Raw genomic sequence first — 15,682 nt, 5'->3', positions numbered from 1 at the left:
ATGATTTAGTACATTTGTTGTGAAAAATAAAAATAGGGCCTTGTATGTCAGAGAAAAATTTAGAAATTGATAACACAGACCTCAAAATACTGAGTTTGCTGATGCAGGACGCCAACATGGCCTATACTGAAATTGGCAAGCGCATCTTCGTATCGGGCGGCACCGTACACGTCCGGATGAAAAAAATGGAGCAAATGGGCATTGTGCGGGGCTCACAGCTCGTCATCGACAGTGCCAAACTTGGCTGGGACATCAGTGCCTTCCTGGGTATTTATCTCGATAAAAGTTCGTTGTATGCGGAAGTATCTCAGCAGCTCGAAAAAATACCGGAGGTAGTCAATGTTCATTATACGACCGGAATTTACAGCATCTTCGCCAAAATCGTTTGCCGCGATACCCAGCACCTGCGCGAAGTGCTGCACGACAAGATCCAGAAAGTGAGCGGTATCCAGCGTACCGAAACGTTTATCTCGCTCGAGGAAAGTGTGAATCGACCGGTGCCGTTCAGCGAAGTCGGCTGAGGGCGTACGTTCGGTTTGGCACCGGCGGGCTGAACCCGAACCCGCCGGCTGCGTGTTATGCAGCCGAATCAACACGCAGTCATGCAACCCAAAATTCACGCAACAACCGTAGTTGGCATCCGGCACAATGGGCAGGTCGCCCTTGGCGCCGACGGGCAGGCTACTATGGGCAACACGGTTGCCAAAAGCAACGTCCGGAAAGTCCGCGTTCTGATGGGCGGTAAGGTACTGGCCGGTTTTGCCGGCTCCACGGCCGACGCCTTCACGCTGATCGAACGGTTTGAAGAGAAACTTAATGCCTATGGTGGCAACCTCAAGCGGGCCGCCATCGAACTGGCCAAAGACTGGCGTACCGACCGCTACCTGCGCAAACTCGAAGCCATGCTCATTGTGGCCTCCAAAGAGGATTTGCTGCTGGTGTCGGGCACTGGCGACGTGATCGAGCCCGACCATGAAATTGCGGCCATCGGTTCGGGCGGTATGTATGCCCAGTCGGCTGCTATTGCGCTTAAAAAACACGCTCCTGCCATGACGGCCGAAGAAATGGTGCGCGAAAGTCTGCATATTGCGGCCGATGTATGCATCTATACCAACCACAATCTGATGGTCGAATCGCTCTAGTGGCACGAAACTGGCAGATGCGTATAGCGGTCAGGTTTGGTGCAGAGTTTTTTTATATTTGTGCGGTTCTGCCGCTTAACGTTATGACTTCAGATAAAAAGCCCCCCGGTGGCCCCCGGTCTCGCATCGGTGCCCGCCTGCTGGTGCTCTTCGGTTGGCTCAGACGTCGAGTGGTATGCTCCGTGCATCAGATCAACCTGGCTGGTACCCGTCAGTGCCAGCGGTCCAGTGGACCTGATCGATCTCCGTTTACGTATTCCCCGCTGTATGCGTAGTGTTGACGAATGCCGGCAGGCCGTGGATCGCTGTTCGATCGATCGGTCAGCCGGTAGGGGTAGCAGGATGTTCAGTAAACAGGCCAACCCGCCTGAATGACCGAGTGTAACGTTTGTCGGGTACGCAATCCAGGCGCTGTCAATACATACTATGAACGATCAACATCAGTCAAAGCCCATTCATATCCTGCTGGTAGACGATGATGAGGACGACCGTTTTCTAACGCGTGAAGCGTTTCAGCAACACTACCCAACAACCCGGATCTCGTTTGCTGAAGATGGCGAGGAAATGCTCGATTTTCTGAACTACAACGGTCAGCATGCGGGCGCATCGCATCCCCTGCCCGACCTGATTCTGCTCGACCTGAACATGCCCCGTAAAGATGGGCGGGAGGCTCTGCGCGAAATAAAGACGAACGAAGGACTACGGCATATTCCGATTGTGGTGCTGACCACCTCCGACGCCCGCGACGATATTGAAACGTCATATTTCAACGGCGCCAACAGTTTCATTACCAAACCGCCCACGTTTCAGCGGCTGAGCGAGGTTACCCGTACCATTGGCCAGTACTGGTTCAATGTCGTTACGGTATGTGACCACAACGAAGGCGAAAAATAAGGTGCTAGTTCCCCGATAGCCGGACTAGTCCAACGAATACTTTCTCGAGCCCGGTTGTCACCGACCGGCTCTGGCCGGGCGTAAACTTATTGACCAGCACGCAGAAGCTCATGCGCTCGCCGTTGGTTGCGGTGAAATAGCCGGCATACGCCCGTACGCCTTCAATCGAACCACTCTTGGCCCGGATATTACCGGCTGCCGCCGTGCCTTTGGCCAGGTTCCGAACCGTACCGGTCTGGCCCACTACGGGTATCGTATTGAGATACGCCGTGAAGGCGGATTCGCGGCCCATGGCGCTCAGAATGCCGGTCATGTTGCTGGCCGCCAGCGCCCCCACCGTCGACAGGCCACTGCCATCCTTGATACGGAATCCGCCCAGATCAACGCCTTTCCGCTGCCAGTAGCCCACAAGCGCATCCACACTGCCCTCGGTCGAACGTACCGATTTGTCGAGTTGCAGCGCCGTTGTCCGGAGCAGAGCCTCGGCGTAGAGGTTGATACTCTGAAAATTGGTCTGCTGCACCAGTTCCGTAAGTGGGGGCGATTTGTGCTCGCTGATGGTGGTGCGTTTGCCGGCTCCCGTTACGCTGGTGTGGGCACCACTGCCAACAGCCACGGGTGCGGTTTCTACCGGTATGCGATCGGCTGTGAGCTGCTGATGGAGCGCGTAGGCCGCGTAATAGGCTGGCTCCGGCAAGGCGCCCTTCACACTGAATTCCTCGCCCAACGGCACTTTCCCCGTCAGCCACTGCTGATTCTGGAAAGGCGCCCCGAAAATAACGACCTGGTCGCCGGTGCCGGCCGCATCGGTCGACACGTTGTTTTGCAGCGACAGATAAGGGAGTACCGGATCGGTGCGCAGCAGCCGCGCCGGACTGCCGATCGAACGCCCTGGTCTAAAGAAAACCCGGTACAGGTTTTCGTTGAGGTTGAGCGCGCTCAGACTGGCGCCGTAGTAGTTACCCAGGTCGCCGTAGGGCCAGGTGTCGGGAGTAGTCAGATCGGGAAACAGGGAGGCATCGCCTACCACCTGTCCGCGAATCCGGCGGATGCCGGCTGCCCGCACCTGCGCCGACCAGTTTTTGAGCAGTGCCGGCAGTTCGTAGTAACTCGGAAAGCGCCAGCTGCCCAGCGAAGGATCGCCCGTACCGCGGATGTACAGGTTACCCGTCAGTACGCTGTCTTTAACCGTACCGTCGTATTCGAGGGTGGTGGTATAGCTGTAGTCGCTGCCCAGTACGGCCATGGCTGTAGCCGTTGTAATCAGTTTGAGGGTCGATGCGGAGGGCATGCTCTGCCGGGCATTGTAGGCTACTACTTCCCGCCCGTCGCGGATGCGCCGGACCGACAGGGCAACGGTCCCGTACCGTACGGCCGAACTGGCCTGGAACGAATCGACCAGGCTCAGGAGCTGGCGGGTAGCTACGGTATCGGCCGGGGCCACAACGGGTCTGGGGCCGGGCGGTACCGGAACCGGGCCTGTAACGGCCGACTGAAAGAGCAGTAAAAACAACCGGAGGGGAAACAGAGGCATGAGCAGCAAAACAGACAGCGAATAAAGCAGACTGTACAAAAATCGGGCTACCGGCCCCAGAATACCTAGCCGGCCGGGCCAGAAAATCAAAAAGAGGCCCAACGGGCCGGTTTGGCCCCGGCCACGTCACCCCAAATAAAGAGCGCCGGCAACCTAATTGACCGACAAACGTGTTAGATCAGAATCAGGCGGCACAGGTCTGCCCGCAACGGACCAGAGAGGAATCGAAGCAGACACCGTTATTAACCGGTAATGTTGTAGTTTTGCACTCTTAGGTAAACCTGATTGCCCCACCTGTACGGCCTTTGCGGTTGATAAGACATCGAATAAACAGACATTGAATAGTAAGCTGTACGCATGAAATTATCGTTTCTGGGGGCGGCCCGGCAAGTAACGGGCAGCATGTACCTGCTGGAACTGGAGGATGACTACCGCATCCTGATCGACTGCGGGTCGGACCTGGAGAGATCCCGCTCGAACGGTGAAACCGTTCCAACTACTCCTCATCTGGGTTTTTTCCCGTTTGAGGCTTCCAGTATAAATCTGGTGTTACTCACCCACGCTCACGTGGATCACTCGGGTAATCTGCCCAACCTGTACCGCGAAGGCTACGAAGGGCAGGTGCTGTGTACCGAGCCTACCTACGCCCTGACCAGTGTGCTGCTGAAAGATGCGGCATCGCTCAATCAGAAGCGGATTAACGAACTGAACAGCAGCAAGAAGCAGCGGGTCAAAGACCGGCAGGTGCAACTCCAGAAAGAACTGTTTCTGGATCGGCAGGTGCGCGAAACCATGGAAAACGTGGTACCCATTGCCTTCAACCGGCGCTTTAAAGTGGCCGACGGGGTCGATGTGACGTTCATTCCGGCGGGGCACCTGCTCGGCGCGGCACACATCGTTATCAACGTGCTCGAAAACGGCGAAAAGAAAAGCATCTGCTTCTCGGGCGATATTGGCCGCAAGAACTATCCGCTGCTGGTCGATCCGGCACCGGTGCCCCCCGTCGACTACCTGGTTTGCGAGAGCACCTACGGCAATCGCCTGCACGAAGACAATGCCACGCCCGAAGACGCGCTGGCCGATGTCATTCAGCGGACCTGTATCGATATTCCGGGCCGGCTGATTATTCCGTCGTTCAGCGTAGGCCGTACGCAGGCGTTGCTCTATACCCTGAACCGCCTTTATACCGAACGCGATTTTCCGCCCATCCGGGTCTTTTCGGATAGCCCGATGGCCTTCGAAAGCTCGAAAATTTACCTGCAGCACATCAAAATGCTGAGTGGGGAAGCCAAAGAGTTTTATAAGGAAAACGAAACGCTGTTCGATTTTCAGAATTTTCAGTTTCTGGAGTCGGCCAAAGCCAGCAAGGCCGTGTCGAATTACGGAGAACCCTGCATTATCATTTCCTCGTCGGGGATGGTGCAGGGCGGTCGGGTAGAGTACCACGTGGCCGAAAACATCAGCAACCCATACTCGACCATCCTGATTATCGGCTACTGCGCCGAAGGTACGCTGGGCTGGCGCCTGCTCAACGGGCAGTCGACCCTGACGATCAAGGGTAAGGAGCATCAGGTACTGGCCAATATCGAAAAAATAGATGTGTTCAGTGGCCACGGCGACCGCGACGATCTGATGAACTTCGTGACCATGCAGTCGCCCGAAACACTGAAATCGTTGTTTCTGGTGCACGGCGATTACAGCAGTATGGAGGCTTTTCGGGATACGCTGGCCGAAGCGGGTTATCCGCAGGTCGTCATTCCGAAAAAGGGCGAAACGTTTACGCTGTAAGGCCTGGCGCTGGCACACGCTGACCGGCATCCTGTAGCTACGTTACAACGAACCAACGGTATACTTTTACAACTTCCGTCAACAACCGGGCGAAACTTGACTAAATGAGAACATACCTCGACTTCGAAAAACCTATTGCCGACCTCGAAGCGCGGCTGGAAGAAACCAAGCGGCTTGCGCAGACCAGCAATGTTGATGTTTCAGATGCGGTAACGACGCTCGAACAAAGCATCGACAAGCTGCGCCGGGAGATTTTTCAGAACCTGACCCGCTGGCAGCGTGTACAGCTGTCGCGGCATCCCGACCGGCCTTATACGCTCGATTATATTTCGCTCATGTGCGATCAGTTTATCGAACTGCACGGCGACCGTACCGTGCGCGACGATCCGGCTATGGTGGGCGGTTTCTGCGAACTGGGCCGCGATGGCGAACCGGGCCAGACGGTAATGATCATTGGCCAGCAGAAAGGCCGTAACACCAAACAGCGGCAGCACCGCAACTTCGGGATGCCCAATCCGGAAGGGTATCGCAAGGCGCTGCGGCTGATGAAACTGGCCGAAAAATTCAACAAGCCCATCATCACGCTTATCGACACGCCGGGTGCTTTTCCGGGTCTCGAAGCCGAAGAACGTGGTCAGGGCGAAGCTATTGCCCGTAACCTCCGCGAGATGTTTATGCTCACGGTACCGGTTATCTGCATCGTGATTGGTGAAGGCGCTTCGGGGGGTGCCCTCGGTATCGCTATCGGCGACCGGGTTATGATGCTCGAAAATACCTGGTACTCGGTTATTTCGCCCGAAAACTGCTCTACCATTTTGTGGCGCAGCTGGAATTTCAAGGAGCAGGCTGCCGAAGCCATGAAGCTGACCGCCCGCGATATGCAGCTCAATAAACTTGTCGACGAGATTGTGGAAGAACCGGTAGGGGGGGCGCACAATGACCACCAGGCCATGGCCAACCATCTTAAAGACATTATTCTGAATACGCTGAGCGAACTGAACGCCATTGATCCGCAGACCCGCATCGATCAGCGGATTGAGAAGTTCTGCGATATGGGCGTAGTGATCGAATAAGATTATGCTTAAAAACCTCATCTTCGATCTGGGCGATGTCATTATCCCCATCGACCTGTCGGCTCCGCTGCGCAACTTTGCTACCCTGGCCAATTTGCCCGAAGACGACGTAAAAGCGATCTGGCGTGAACACGACATCTGGAACCGCTACGAAACGGGCCTGGTCGACGATGAGGGCTTTCGTAGCCAGATTCGGCAGCTGATGCAGACTCGGCAGCACACGACCGATGCCTGGGCCGACGAGGTGATTGAGACGGCCTGGAACTCGGTGCTGCTTGAACTCCCCGTCGAACGCGTCGAGCGCATTCAGGCGCTGGCCGGTCGGTATCGGTTGTTTCTGCTGAGCAATACCAACGCCATTCACATCCGGCAGGTCAACCGGGTGCTGACGGAGTTGGGCAAGCCAACGCTCGAAGATCTGTTCGAGCGCGTGTTTTACTCCCATGCTGTGGGCATGGCCAAGCCGTCGCCGGCCATCTACGAGCATGTGCTGGCCGAAGCAGGTCTGGACGCGGCCGAAACGGCCTTTTTCGACGACAATGCGGCCAATATCGCGGCAGCGGCAGCGTTAGGTATTGAGGCTGTGCACGTACAGCCACCCAAGACGATTCTGGAGTACACCGCGCATTTATGAGTCAGCAAACAAAAACGTACCTCCTTCACGGAGGTCTTTTTTTACTTACCCTGGTCACCACCACGCTGGCCGGCGCCGAATGGATGTACGGCCGGCTGTTTCTGCCCATTGAGGGGATGCTTCAGCTGGGCTGGACTGAGTTTGTGAGTGGATTTCAGTTTTCCCTACCGTTCCTGGCCATCCTGACCGTGCATGAATTCGGTCATTATTTCGTGGCCCGGGCCAACCGGGTTCGGGTAACGCTGCCGTATTACATTCCGCTATGGCTGGGTATTGGACAGAGTATCGGCACGCTGGGCGCGTTTATTCGCATCAAATCGTATATCAATAGCCGGCGCCAGTATTTCGACATTGGTGTGGCGGGGCCGCTGGCGGGGTTTGTGGTTGCGCTGGGCGTGCTATGGTACGGTTTCACCCACCTGCCGCCGGCCGATTTTATTTTTACCATTCACCCCGAATACAAGAAGTGGGGCCTCGACTACGGGCGCTACGCTTATAAAAACCTGCCCGAAGGGGCTGCCATGGGCCTGGGCGACAACCTGCTCTTCTCGTTTTTCAAGCAATACGTAGCCGATCCGGCCCGGGTGCCGCACACCTTCGAAATGGTACATTACCCATACCTGCTGGCGGGTTATCTGGCCTTGTTCTTTACGTCGCTCAACCTGATTCCCATTGGCCAGCTCGACGGTGGACATATTCTGTACGCGTTGATCGGTGAGAAACGGTTCCGGTGGTTTTCGCCCCTGCTGTTTGTCGTGTTCGCCTTCTATGCCGGACTGGGGTTCTTCAAAGCGTCTGATTTTGCCGTCATCAACGACGAAGCTTTCCTCGATCAGCTGGGGTCTTTTGCGCTTTACATTGGTGTGATGTACCTGGCCTTTTCCCGAATCAGTGAGCGTCGAATGACCGCCTTACTGGTAGCATTGAGTGTAGTAGTCGTGCAGCTGGTGTGCACGCAGATTTGGCCGGACATCGAAGGGTATCCCAACTTTCTGGCGTTTGTCTTTATCCTGGGGCGTTTTCTGGGTATCCAGCACCCATCGACTGAACTACAGGAGCCCCTCGATCTGAAGCGGCAGGCACTCGGCTGGCTGGCCCTCGTGGTGTTCGTGCTTTGTTTTAGCCCCCGGCCGTTTGTCTTTTCCTGAACAGGGCGTCAGTCAGGCATCCGGCTGTTCGACCGGGAACACCGGCGGGGCCGTATCGGGTCTGTACCAGTGGCTCGCTTTTGCCGGTTGAGACGTTTGTCCAGCGCGGGCAGGAAGCCAGTAGCGTTGGAAGAGGAAGGTGGTGAGGAGCATGGCACTCACCGGGGCCAGTACGTAAATCCAGTAAAGATCGAATGAAAGCGCAGCCGCGGCCGTACCGAGCGACCGGGCGGGGTTGGTACTCATGCCCGAAAACGGCGCTTCGAATACAATGAAGAGCATGATGAGCACAATACCGAACCAGCTGCTGTAGGCGCGCAGGCGGTTGTTGTGCAGCGTAACGAGGGTAACGAACATCAGCAGGGCCGAAATCAGAAATTCGGCCAGCAGCGCCACCGGCCAGCCACCAAAGCCCGGCTTGGGCCCGCTCAGGTTGAAGTTGACCTCGGTATGCGGGTACCAGGTGGCCAGCAGGTCGAACAGAATACGTCCCGAAACAACGGCTGCTGCACACTGGGCCACAATGTACCAGCCGGCATCGACAGCCGAAATCGTATTCATCGACCGAAAAGCCAGCGTAATAGCCGGGTTGATGTGAGCACCCGAGCGTTTGGCCCAGGCGTTGGTGTTGACCGGTATGAGCACTACACCAATCAGCAGCGCCTGCACCACCCGCCGGTTCAGAGCCGATTCGCCCAGCCACCGCCGGCCGGGCAGATCGGGGTGATGCAGCAGCACGGCGGTTCCGCAGGAGGCAATCATGAACAGGGTAACGCCAAAGGCCTCGGCCGCATAACTGCGCCAGTTCCGGCGCAGGGCGCCACACCAGTTTCTAGCGTGAGTCGACATACGTATCAGGGAGAAGGCCTGTTCATATCAACCCACAAAACCGGGTATAGTTACCAGATCAGGGGGATATCGGCCTAGAGCAGCCCTTCGTCGGCAAAACTCAGATACGCCTTGTCGGTGAAGATGAGGTGGTCGAGTACTGGAATGTCGAGTAAGCGGCCGGCGTCGCGGAGCTTGCGGGTCAGGTCTTTGTCGGCCTGCGAGGGTGTCAGGTTGCCCGATGGGTGGTTATGCAGCAGAATAATTGACGAAGCCAGGTGCTCGATTGCCTGTTTGAAAATCAGCTTGGGGTCGGCTACGGTGCCCGACACCCCGCCGGTACTGATCTGGATGGGGCGCATCACTTCGTTGGCCCGGTTGAGCAGCAAAATCCAGAATTCTTCGTGGGGTTTATCGAGCAGGTGGGGCAGCATTTCGTTGTAGGCATCGCGCGAGCATGTGATGCGCGCCCGCTGCGGCCGGTCCTGCTCCCGGCGTCGGCGGCCCAGTTCCAGCGCGGCAACGATGCTGATGGCTTTGGCCTCACCAATACCCCGAAATTTCGACAGGTCCTTTATGCTGAGTCGGGCGAGTTCGTTGAGATTGTTGCCAACGCTTTTGAGGATGATACGAGCCACATCGACAGCGGTGAGGTCGACGGTGCCGGAATTGATGAGGATAGCAATAAGCTCGGCTTCCGAGAGGCTGGCCTTGCCTTTCAGCATGAGTTTTTCGCGCGGGCGGTCTTCTTCTGCCCAGCTCTGGATGGAGCCGGAAGATTGATACGTCATGGAAACGAGGTGGTTACGGGTGGTATACGTTTCCAAAGTGCACAAAAAAACCTTACCCGTCAACAGGTAAGGTTTCTGCGCAAAGCAGGAGAAAGGCGATAGCCTCGGGTGATTACGCCTGAGCAGGTTTCAGACTGTTCACCAGACGGGCCAGTTTCGATTTGTTGTTCGAAGCCTTGTTCTTGTGAATGATATTGCGTTTGGCCAGTTTGTCCAGCGCCGACGAAACCGTTTTGAACAGCTCAACAGCCATTGCATGATCGGTAGTGGTGCGCAGTTTCTTGACCATGTTCCGGGTCGTAACGTGCTGATAGCGGTTCTGAAGACGCTTCTTGGCGCTCGACCGGATTGCTTTTTTTGCTGACTTGTGATTTGCCATCGATATATACTGTAAAGTTCGTTATCGCGATATGAGGGCGCAAAAATAAATAATTCGGCCGGAGTTTGCAATTACTCCGGCCGAATTTATGTAAATGTCAGCGCCTTACGGGCGAATGTCGGCGTTGACGATCAGCTTTTTCGCCCAGTTGCCACTGTTCTGCTGAACGAACGCCTGGTAAGCCGGATTTTTTTCAAACGCCTGCAGATCGGCTTCGCTCTGGAAGGTCAGATAATGCACTACATCGTACTCAGAAGCCGCCTGATTCGGCAAAATGGTCTTACCCGACGTATATCCTACGACCTGTGGAATTTCGTGCTTTAGGGTCGCAAAACCGTTCATGTGCTGCTCAACAGCTGCGTTTTCGACCCCTTTTTTAAATTTTATGCATACAATCTGCTGTTTCTGGGCTTTACGGGCCGGGGAGTAAGCACCATAGATTGTAAGGGCAAAAGCGCACATGAGTACGACAATAAGGAAGTAACCGCGTGATTTGGTATTCATCTTGAGTTTATTTTGTCGATTTTTCAGAATAATATTCTGATATTTACGGAGTTTTTGCTGAATAGTTAAATAAATTATCCGTATAATACCATGAATAGGCAAATGTACAACTGTTTTATTCGGTTGTTTGTTCGCGCCCTGATTTTTTTGTCTGCACCCGTTCTGATGGTTCCGTCAGCCTGGGCGGGCAACCATGATGCATGTAGGCGGCCACTGCCTGCGGGCCGACCCGCCTGGGGCTTCTACGCCCATCAGCAGATCAACCGACTGGCGGTTTTTACCCTGCCGCTGGAGATGATGCCGTTCTTCAAGAAGCATATTCAGTTTTTGACCGACAACGCGGTCAACCCCGACAAGCGCCGGTACGCAGTGGTAGGTGAAGCTCCCCGCCACTTCATTGACCTGGATGCCTATCCCGACACCTCGGCCGCCACCCTGCCCCGGTTCTATCAAGACGCGGATACCCGATATGGAGCTGATACACTGGCCCTGCATGGATTGGTGCCGTGGCACATTCAACTGGCCAAGTATCAGCTGACCGAAGCGTTCCGGACGCGCAACAGCCGTCAGATACTACGCATGGCGGCCGATCTGGGGCATTACATTGCCGATGCCAATGTGCCGCTCCATACGACCAGCAACTACAACGGACAACTGACCGGGCAGCAGGGTATTCATGGGTTCTGGGAGTCACGATTACCCGAACTGTTTGCCGGGAATTACGATTTCCTGACCGGCCCTGCCGACTACGTAATGTCGCCCCAGCGCCGGGCGTGGCAGGCCGTATTCCGCGCCAACGCAGCCCTCGATTCGGTGTTGCGGCTGGAACGGGAGCTGACGCTCGAACTGGGCGACAGGCGGAAGTTTGGTTTCGAAGAGCGCAACGGCCTGACAGGAAAAGTTTATGCAGCCGATTTTGCGCAGCAATACCACGAGCGCCTGCGTGGCCAGGTTGAGCGACAGATGCGCGCGTCGATAAAGATGGTGGGCGACTTCTGGTACACCTGCTGGGTCGATGCGGGCCAGCCCGATCTGGAGCCGCTGCTGCATCAGGCCGATAGTCCGGCGGAGGTTGCGGCTGATGAAGCAGATAAAAAAAACTGGCTGAAACGCTTGTTTTCAGCCAGAGAGGAAAATTAAAATCGATTGGCGACGCCTACAGGTAATCGATGATACGCCGGCCGAAGAGGCCGCTCTGCAACTCGCGCCGAAGCACCGCCCGCCGACGGCGTGGGTGGGTCGAAACGTACATGGCCCGCATTTTAAGCGTGAAGCTGGTAAGCATATACAGACCGAACAGCCCGGCAATAATCAGCAGCGACTCGGTATTGGAGATATTGCGGTGGAACAGCAGGAACAGTATCGTGTTGAACAACGAGGTTAGACACAGCACGGTCGTTGTCTGAATGTGCGACAGCCCGTTGTCGAGCAGGATGTGGTGCATGTGGTTGCGGTCGGCTGAGAACGGCGACCGGCCCGCCAGAATCCGTACCAGAAACACCCGCATCGTGTCGAAGATCGGAATGATCAGAATGACAATGGCAATGATGGGGGCGTTGAAAAAAGCGGTTGGTTCGAACCGGTACGAAGCGTTCAGGCTGACAAAACGAACCGCGAAAAACGCCAGCATGAAACCGATGATGAGCGAACCTGTATTGCCCATAAAGATTTTGCTGGTGCGTGAGAAGTTGAACCGAAGAAAGCCCAGCAACGCACCGGTCAGGGTAAAGGCCATGCAGGCCATGGCGAAGTGGTTGGTCAGCAGAAACCAGCCGCCAAACGTGCCGCTGGCAATGGTGGCAATCCCCCCCGCCAACCCGTCGATCCCGTCGATCAGGTTGATGGCGTTGGTCAGGGCAATGAAGATGAAACAGGTCAGCAGAATACTCACCAGGACTTCGATGTGGTGAAAGCCCATGATGCCGTACAGGTAATCAACGCGCAGGTCGCCGAAAAAAATCAGGATCATGGCCGCCAGTACCTGAAACAGGATTTTTTTGTTGGGGTCGATACCAACCAGGTCATCTTTGATACCCGTAAAAAACAGGATCGTCATGCCCGCGATGGAGAGGTTGGTGCGGTACACGTCGGTCTGGTCCAGACTGGGCCATAGAAAATAAGCGATCAGAACAGCTGCAAAGATGGCGATACCGCCCAGCGTGGGGGTGGGCGTCGTATGCGACCGGCGCTCACCGGGTTTCTCCATGAGCGATTTGAGTTCTGAAATCTTGATGACAACCGGAATGGCCAGTACGGAAACGAAGCAGGCCACCAGAAACGACAGAATACATTGGTACAGACCCAGCTTGAAGAGATCGTCGCTAAACTTGCTTTGCAGGTAGGCAATCAGTAAGTCGATGTTCATGGGCTTGTGTAGTAGGTAGCTTCAACTGGTTAAGGTAGATACGGTGCAGTTGCCTTTGCCGGTCCGGTTTCCGTTGAACGATTCCCAAACTGGCGGTGAAACGTTGATGGAGGCAGCTGGTAATCTGTTGTATTATGCCGTGAACAAATGTCCTACGTTCGTGCAGAAAGATAGGTATAATTTGATCGAACGGCCTGATACTGATCTATTTCGAGCGATAGGTATCCGGTGGCTTAGTAAAGTACTGCCCAATCTTGCGCAGCGGCTTTATCCAGAGAGTTAACGCGTATGGTCGTAAACCGTTCAATTTCCAGGCCAAACGATCATCCTGATTGGCCTTTAAGCGGTTGGCCAGACTGGCATTGCTCACCCCGCCCGCCCGCATAACGGTCGTGATTTCGGGCAGGTAGGCCAGCGTAGCCTGATGTTTGTGAATGAAACGCAGCATCAGTTCGTAATCAGCAGCACTTTTCATATCGAGCCGGAACAGACCGTGTTCCTGGTAGAGTCGGCGCCGGACAAAAAACGCCGGATGCCCGGGCATCCAGCCCCACAGAAAGGCGTTTGGCCGGTAGGCGCCCGACTTCCAGTACCGGGTGACCCTTTCTGTATTAGACCGATCAACGTACACAATGTCACCATAGACCCCATCGGCCTGGGTTTCGGCAAAGCGGGCCATGATCCGTTCGATGATCTGTGAGTTGGGGTAAAAATCGTCGGCGTTCAGTACCCCTACGACCTCACCGGTAGCCAGGCCAACGCCCTTGTTCATGGCGTCGTAGAGACCGCGGTCGGGCTCGCTCACAAATCGGCTGATACGATCGCCGTATGCCTGAACCAGTTCGACGGTGCCGTCGGTTGAACCGCCATCAATGATGATGTACTCGATGTCGGTATAGGTTTGGCCCAGCACCGACTCGATGCAGTCTTTGATATAAGCGGCCCCGTTGTAGACAACGGTAATGATGGATATCGTCACGTAGTAAACGGTAAGCAGAAAACCGGGGCCTGTCTGGCAGCGTCGGTTTCTGCGACTGATAGGACAAAGGTAGCGGGTTGGGCCACTCCAATACAAGTTGCCCCGGGCTAGCTGATCACCCGATCGCGCACGCGCACCGCCGGGTTGCCCTGGTAGATGCCGTAGGACTCAAGCGCTTTCGACGCCATAGACCCCGCCGACAGCACCGCGTGTGAGCCAGCCCGAACACCTGGCCCTACAATGGCCCGTGCACCAATCCAGACGCCCGATTCGAGCGTGATGGGTTTCGCCGTCAGGTCGAACGTCGACCGGCGGTAGTCGTGGTTACCGGTCAGCAGGAGCGCGCCCTGCGAGAGACAGACATTGTCGCCCAGCTCGACCAGACATAGGTTATCGATCCAGACTTTTTCGCCAATCCAGACGTGATTACCGATGGTGAGCAGCCAGGGGTACTTGATGTTGACCCCCGGTTTGATGACGCAGCCAGTGCCGATCCGGGCCCCAAACCACCGCAGCACGGCCACTTTGAGCGACACGGGCAGTGGCAGGTAGTTGTTGAGCACGAGCGAATTGACCAGAAACCAGCCGATTACTTTCCAGCGCGGCCCCGGGTTAAACCAGCTGTTGTCGTAGCGCGACAGGTCGGTCTGGCCCGACGCGGGCTTAGGCGCGGTCATGGGGGGTGAGGTCTTTTCCATATTGAACCCGGAAATAATCGATGATTGCCTGCTTGTCGCGGCCGGCCCGCAAAAACACTTCCATCAGCTTGGCGTCGACCAGCATCCGGTACCAGAGCGCCTGAAAAAAGCACCAGACAAAGCCGGGCTTGCCATCCAGAAAACCCAGCCGCACGAAATACCGGTACAGGAAATACAGAATCGGGCGGGTGAAGAGCGGCAGCTGGGCATATTTGAGCTTGATGTAACGCACCCGCTGATCCTGCGTACCACCAAACAGCTTCGGCTGCACGGTTTCGGCGTTGTCGAAGTGGTAGGTGTAGTTGAGCAGGTTAATCATCTCCAGAATACTGTAGTGATTGTGCTTCTGGGTCCACCACGTGAAGTTGTTGAGGTTGTGATCGACCAGATCGTGCTCGAACTGAATGGTGTCGCCCTGCGTCAGTTTGATATGCTCATCGTGCCACACGTTCTCGCAGAACCCGTGTCCGGGGCGCCACAGCCGCAGTAGCCAAATTGGATAAAACCCACCGTGGCGCATCCAGCGTTCCATGAAAAATACCCGCCGTTTTACATAGACCCCCGACACCGATGCCGGTAGGGTCTGCATGCGCCGGTTTATTTCGTCGGCCAGTTCGGGCAGCACGTACTCGTCGGCATCCATGCGCATGAACCAGGTGGTCTGGAACGGATTGTTGGCGATGCCATAGTTGAACTGCGTAGCATAATTGACCCAGGGGTTCTGTACCACCACAGCCCCCATCGAGCGGGCAATCTCGACGGTTTTGTCGGTCGAAAAGGAATCAACGATAAAGATTTTGTCGGTAAAGGCCAGTAGGCTGGTCAGGCACCGGACAATATGTTTTTCCTCGTTGTGAGTCAGAATAATGACGGATACGTCGGACATATGAAAAAAATCACCGTTCCCTAAAGCAGTTATTCAACG

17 protein-coding genes are annotated in these 15,682 nt (G+C 55.6%); 8 read left to right on the top strand and 9 right to left on the bottom strand.

The genetic code is table 11. The annotated features are described in order from the left end of the window. Positions 1 to 44: 44 nt before the first annotated feature. The 3 genes from ACYVAC_RS10390 (at position 45) to ACYVAC_RS10380 (ending at position 2,036) form a co-directional block, all read left to right on the top strand. Positions 45 to 521, top strand: a complete 477-nt coding sequence (locus ACYVAC_RS10390; RefSeq protein WP_461097575.1) for an Lrp/AsnC ligand binding domain-containing protein — start codon at positions 45 to 47, stop codon at positions 519 to 521. Between the two features lie 81 nt (positions 522 to 602). Further along, the gene (hslV, locus tag ACYVAC_RS10385) at positions 603 to 1,142 is read left to right on the top strand and encodes an ATP-dependent protease subunit HslV (protein ID WP_461097574.1); all 540 of its coding nucleotides are present in this window, start codon (positions 603 to 605) and stop codon (positions 1,140 to 1,142) included. 426 nt (positions 1,143 to 1,568) lie between these two features. Continuing rightward, positions 1,569 to 2,036, top strand: coding sequence for a response regulator (locus ACYVAC_RS10380; RefSeq protein ID WP_461097573.1), 468 nt, complete (start codon positions 1,569 to 1,571; stop codon positions 2,034 to 2,036). Between the two features lie 4 nt (positions 2,037 to 2,040). Here the strand turns inward: ACYVAC_RS10380 and dacB are convergent, their stop codons facing one another. After that, positions 2,041 to 3,570 carry a D-alanyl-D-alanine carboxypeptidase/D-alanyl-D-alanine endopeptidase gene (gene dacB / locus ACYVAC_RS10375; RefSeq protein ID WP_461097572.1) on the bottom strand — a complete coding sequence of 510 codons (1,530 nt, stop codon included), beginning with the start codon at positions 3,568 to 3,570 and terminating at the stop codon, positions 2,041 to 2,043. A gap of 357 nt (positions 3,571 to 3,927) precedes the next feature. On the opposite strand from dacB, the gene ACYVAC_RS10370 reads away from it, so the two are divergent. The 4 genes from ACYVAC_RS10370 to ACYVAC_RS10355 all read left to right on the top strand — a co-directional run bounded on the left by ACYVAC_RS10370 (position 3,928) and on the right by ACYVAC_RS10355 (position 8,213). Next, positions 3,928 to 5,358 (top strand): MBL fold metallo-hydrolase RNA specificity domain-containing protein, encoded by a 1,431-nt coding sequence (locus tag ACYVAC_RS10370; RefSeq protein WP_461097570.1) that lies wholly within the window; start codon positions 3,928 to 3,930, stop codon positions 5,356 to 5,358. A gap of 104 nt (positions 5,359 to 5,462) precedes the next feature. Next, positions 5,463 to 6,431, top strand: a complete 969-nt coding sequence (locus tag ACYVAC_RS10365) for an acetyl-CoA carboxylase carboxyltransferase subunit alpha (protein ID WP_461097569.1) — start codon at positions 5,463 to 5,465, stop codon at positions 6,429 to 6,431. A gap of 4 nt (positions 6,432 to 6,435) precedes the next feature. After that, a complete protein-coding gene (locus ACYVAC_RS10360; RefSeq protein WP_461097568.1) occupies positions 6,436 to 7,065 on the top strand; it encodes an HAD family hydrolase in 630 nt (209 codons plus the stop codon). Further along, positions 7,062 to 8,213 carry a site-2 protease family protein gene (locus ACYVAC_RS10355; protein WP_461097567.1) on the top strand — a complete coding sequence of 384 codons (1,152 nt, stop codon included), beginning with the start codon at positions 7,062 to 7,064 and terminating at the stop codon, positions 8,211 to 8,213. The genes ACYVAC_RS10360 and ACYVAC_RS10355 overlap by 4 nt, the downstream gene beginning before the upstream one ends. Before the next feature lie 12 nt (positions 8,214 to 8,225). On the opposite strand, the gene ACYVAC_RS10350 is transcribed toward ACYVAC_RS10355, so the two are convergent. The 4 genes from ACYVAC_RS10350 to ACYVAC_RS10335 form a co-directional block, all read right to left on the bottom strand. Beyond that, a complete protein-coding gene (locus ACYVAC_RS10350) occupies positions 8,226 to 9,062 on the bottom strand; it encodes an MIP/aquaporin family protein (protein WP_461097566.1) in 837 nt (278 codons plus the stop codon). A 74-nt stretch (positions 9,063 to 9,136) separates the two neighbouring features. Further along, positions 9,137 to 9,832, bottom strand: coding sequence for a RadC family protein (radC, locus tag ACYVAC_RS10345; RefSeq protein WP_461097565.1), 696 nt, complete (start codon positions 9,830 to 9,832; stop codon positions 9,137 to 9,139). 112 nt (positions 9,833 to 9,944) lie between these two features. Further along, the gene (gene rpsT / locus ACYVAC_RS10340; protein ID WP_461097564.1) at positions 9,945 to 10,211 is read right to left on the bottom strand and encodes a 30S ribosomal protein S20; all 267 of its coding nucleotides are present in this window, start codon (positions 10,209 to 10,211) and stop codon (positions 9,945 to 9,947) included. Between the two features lie 105 nt (positions 10,212 to 10,316). After that, positions 10,317 to 10,817 (bottom strand): Dabb family protein, encoded by a 501-nt coding sequence (locus tag ACYVAC_RS10335; protein ID WP_461097563.1) that lies wholly within the window; start codon positions 10,815 to 10,817, stop codon positions 10,317 to 10,319. 63 nt (positions 10,818 to 10,880) lie between these two features. Between ACYVAC_RS10335 and ACYVAC_RS10330 the strand changes: the two genes are divergently transcribed. After that, positions 10,881 to 11,855 (top strand): zinc dependent phospholipase C family protein, encoded by a 975-nt coding sequence (locus ACYVAC_RS10330; RefSeq protein ID WP_461097562.1) that lies wholly within the window; start codon positions 10,881 to 10,883, stop codon positions 11,853 to 11,855. A 16-nt stretch (positions 11,856 to 11,871) separates the two neighbouring features. Here the strand turns inward: ACYVAC_RS10330 and ACYVAC_RS10325 are convergent, their stop codons facing one another. From ACYVAC_RS10325 to ACYVAC_RS10310, 4 genes are all read right to left on the bottom strand, one after another. Further along, positions 11,872 to 13,080 carry a glycosyltransferase family 4 protein gene (locus ACYVAC_RS10325; protein ID WP_461097560.1) on the bottom strand — a complete coding sequence of 403 codons (1,209 nt, stop codon included), beginning with the start codon at positions 13,078 to 13,080 and terminating at the stop codon, positions 11,872 to 11,874. A 205-nt stretch (positions 13,081 to 13,285) separates the two neighbouring features. Next, the gene (locus ACYVAC_RS10320) at positions 13,286 to 14,059 is read right to left on the bottom strand and encodes a glycosyltransferase family 2 protein (RefSeq protein WP_461097559.1); all 774 of its coding nucleotides are present in this window, start codon (positions 14,057 to 14,059) and stop codon (positions 13,286 to 13,288) included. A gap of 107 nt (positions 14,060 to 14,166) precedes the next feature. Further along, on the bottom strand, positions 14,167 to 14,757 hold the full coding sequence (locus ACYVAC_RS10315) for a WcaF family extracellular polysaccharide biosynthesis acetyltransferase (protein WP_461097558.1): 591 nt from the start codon (positions 14,755 to 14,757) through the stop codon (positions 14,167 to 14,169). Next, the gene (locus ACYVAC_RS10310; RefSeq protein ID WP_461097557.1) at positions 14,723 to 15,643 is read right to left on the bottom strand and encodes a glycosyltransferase family 2 protein; all 921 of its coding nucleotides are present in this window, start codon (positions 15,641 to 15,643) and stop codon (positions 14,723 to 14,725) included. The genes ACYVAC_RS10315 and ACYVAC_RS10310 overlap by 35 nt, the downstream gene beginning before the upstream one ends. Positions 15,644 to 15,682: the final 39 nt, after the last annotated feature.

The sequence above is a fragment of the Spirosoma luteolum genome, assembly GCF_054778875.1.
The sequence above is the reverse complement of the archived record's forward strand: the minus strand, read 5'-3'. Positions and strand labels throughout refer to the sequence as shown.

Bases quoted from the DNA above. Each gene is read 5' to 3' on its own strand.
- ACYVAC_RS10390 (WP_461097575.1), top strand. From the start codon at position 45: ATGTCAGAGAAAAATTTAGAAATTGATAACACAGACCTCAAAATACTG.
- hslV (WP_461097574.1), top strand. From the start codon at position 603: ATGCAACCCAAAATTCACGCAACAACCGTAGTTGGCATCCGGCACAAT.
- ACYVAC_RS10380 (WP_461097573.1), top strand. From the start codon at position 1,569: ATGAACGATCAACATCAGTCAAAGCCCATTCATATCCTGCTGGTAGAC.
- dacB (WP_461097572.1), bottom strand. From the start codon at position 3,570: ATGCCTCTGTTTCCCCTCCGGTTGTTTTTACTGCTCTTTCAGTCGGCC.
- ACYVAC_RS10370 (WP_461097570.1), top strand. From the start codon at position 3,928: ATGAAATTATCGTTTCTGGGGGCGGCCCGGCAAGTAACGGGCAGCATG.
- ACYVAC_RS10365 (WP_461097569.1), top strand. From the start codon at position 5,463: ATGAGAACATACCTCGACTTCGAAAAACCTATTGCCGACCTCGAAGCG.
- ACYVAC_RS10360 (WP_461097568.1), top strand. From the start codon at position 6,436: ATGCTTAAAAACCTCATCTTCGATCTGGGCGATGTCATTATCCCCATC.
- ACYVAC_RS10355 (WP_461097567.1), top strand. From the start codon at position 7,062: ATGAGTCAGCAAACAAAAACGTACCTCCTTCACGGAGGTCTTTTTTTA.
- ACYVAC_RS10350 (WP_461097566.1), bottom strand. From the start codon at position 9,062: ATGTCGACTCACGCTAGAAACTGGTGTGGCGCCCTGCGCCGGAACTGG.
- radC (WP_461097565.1), bottom strand. From the start codon at position 9,832: ATGACGTATCAATCTTCCGGCTCCATCCAGAGCTGGGCAGAAGAAGAC.
- rpsT (WP_461097564.1), bottom strand. From the start codon at position 10,211: ATGGCAAATCACAAGTCAGCAAAAAAAGCAATCCGGTCGAGCGCCAAG.
- ACYVAC_RS10330 (WP_461097562.1), top strand. From the start codon at position 10,881: ATGGTTCCGTCAGCCTGGGCGGGCAACCATGATGCATGTAGGCGGCCA.
- ACYVAC_RS10325 (WP_461097560.1), bottom strand. From the start codon at position 13,080: ATGAACATCGACTTACTGATTGCCTACCTGCAAAGCAAGTTTAGCGAC.
- ACYVAC_RS10315 (WP_461097558.1), bottom strand. From the start codon at position 14,757: ATGGAAAAGACCTCACCCCCCATGACCGCGCCTAAGCCCGCGTCGGGC.
- ACYVAC_RS10310 (WP_461097557.1), bottom strand. From the start codon at position 15,643: ATGTCCGACGTATCCGTCATTATTCTGACTCACAACGAGGAAAAACAT.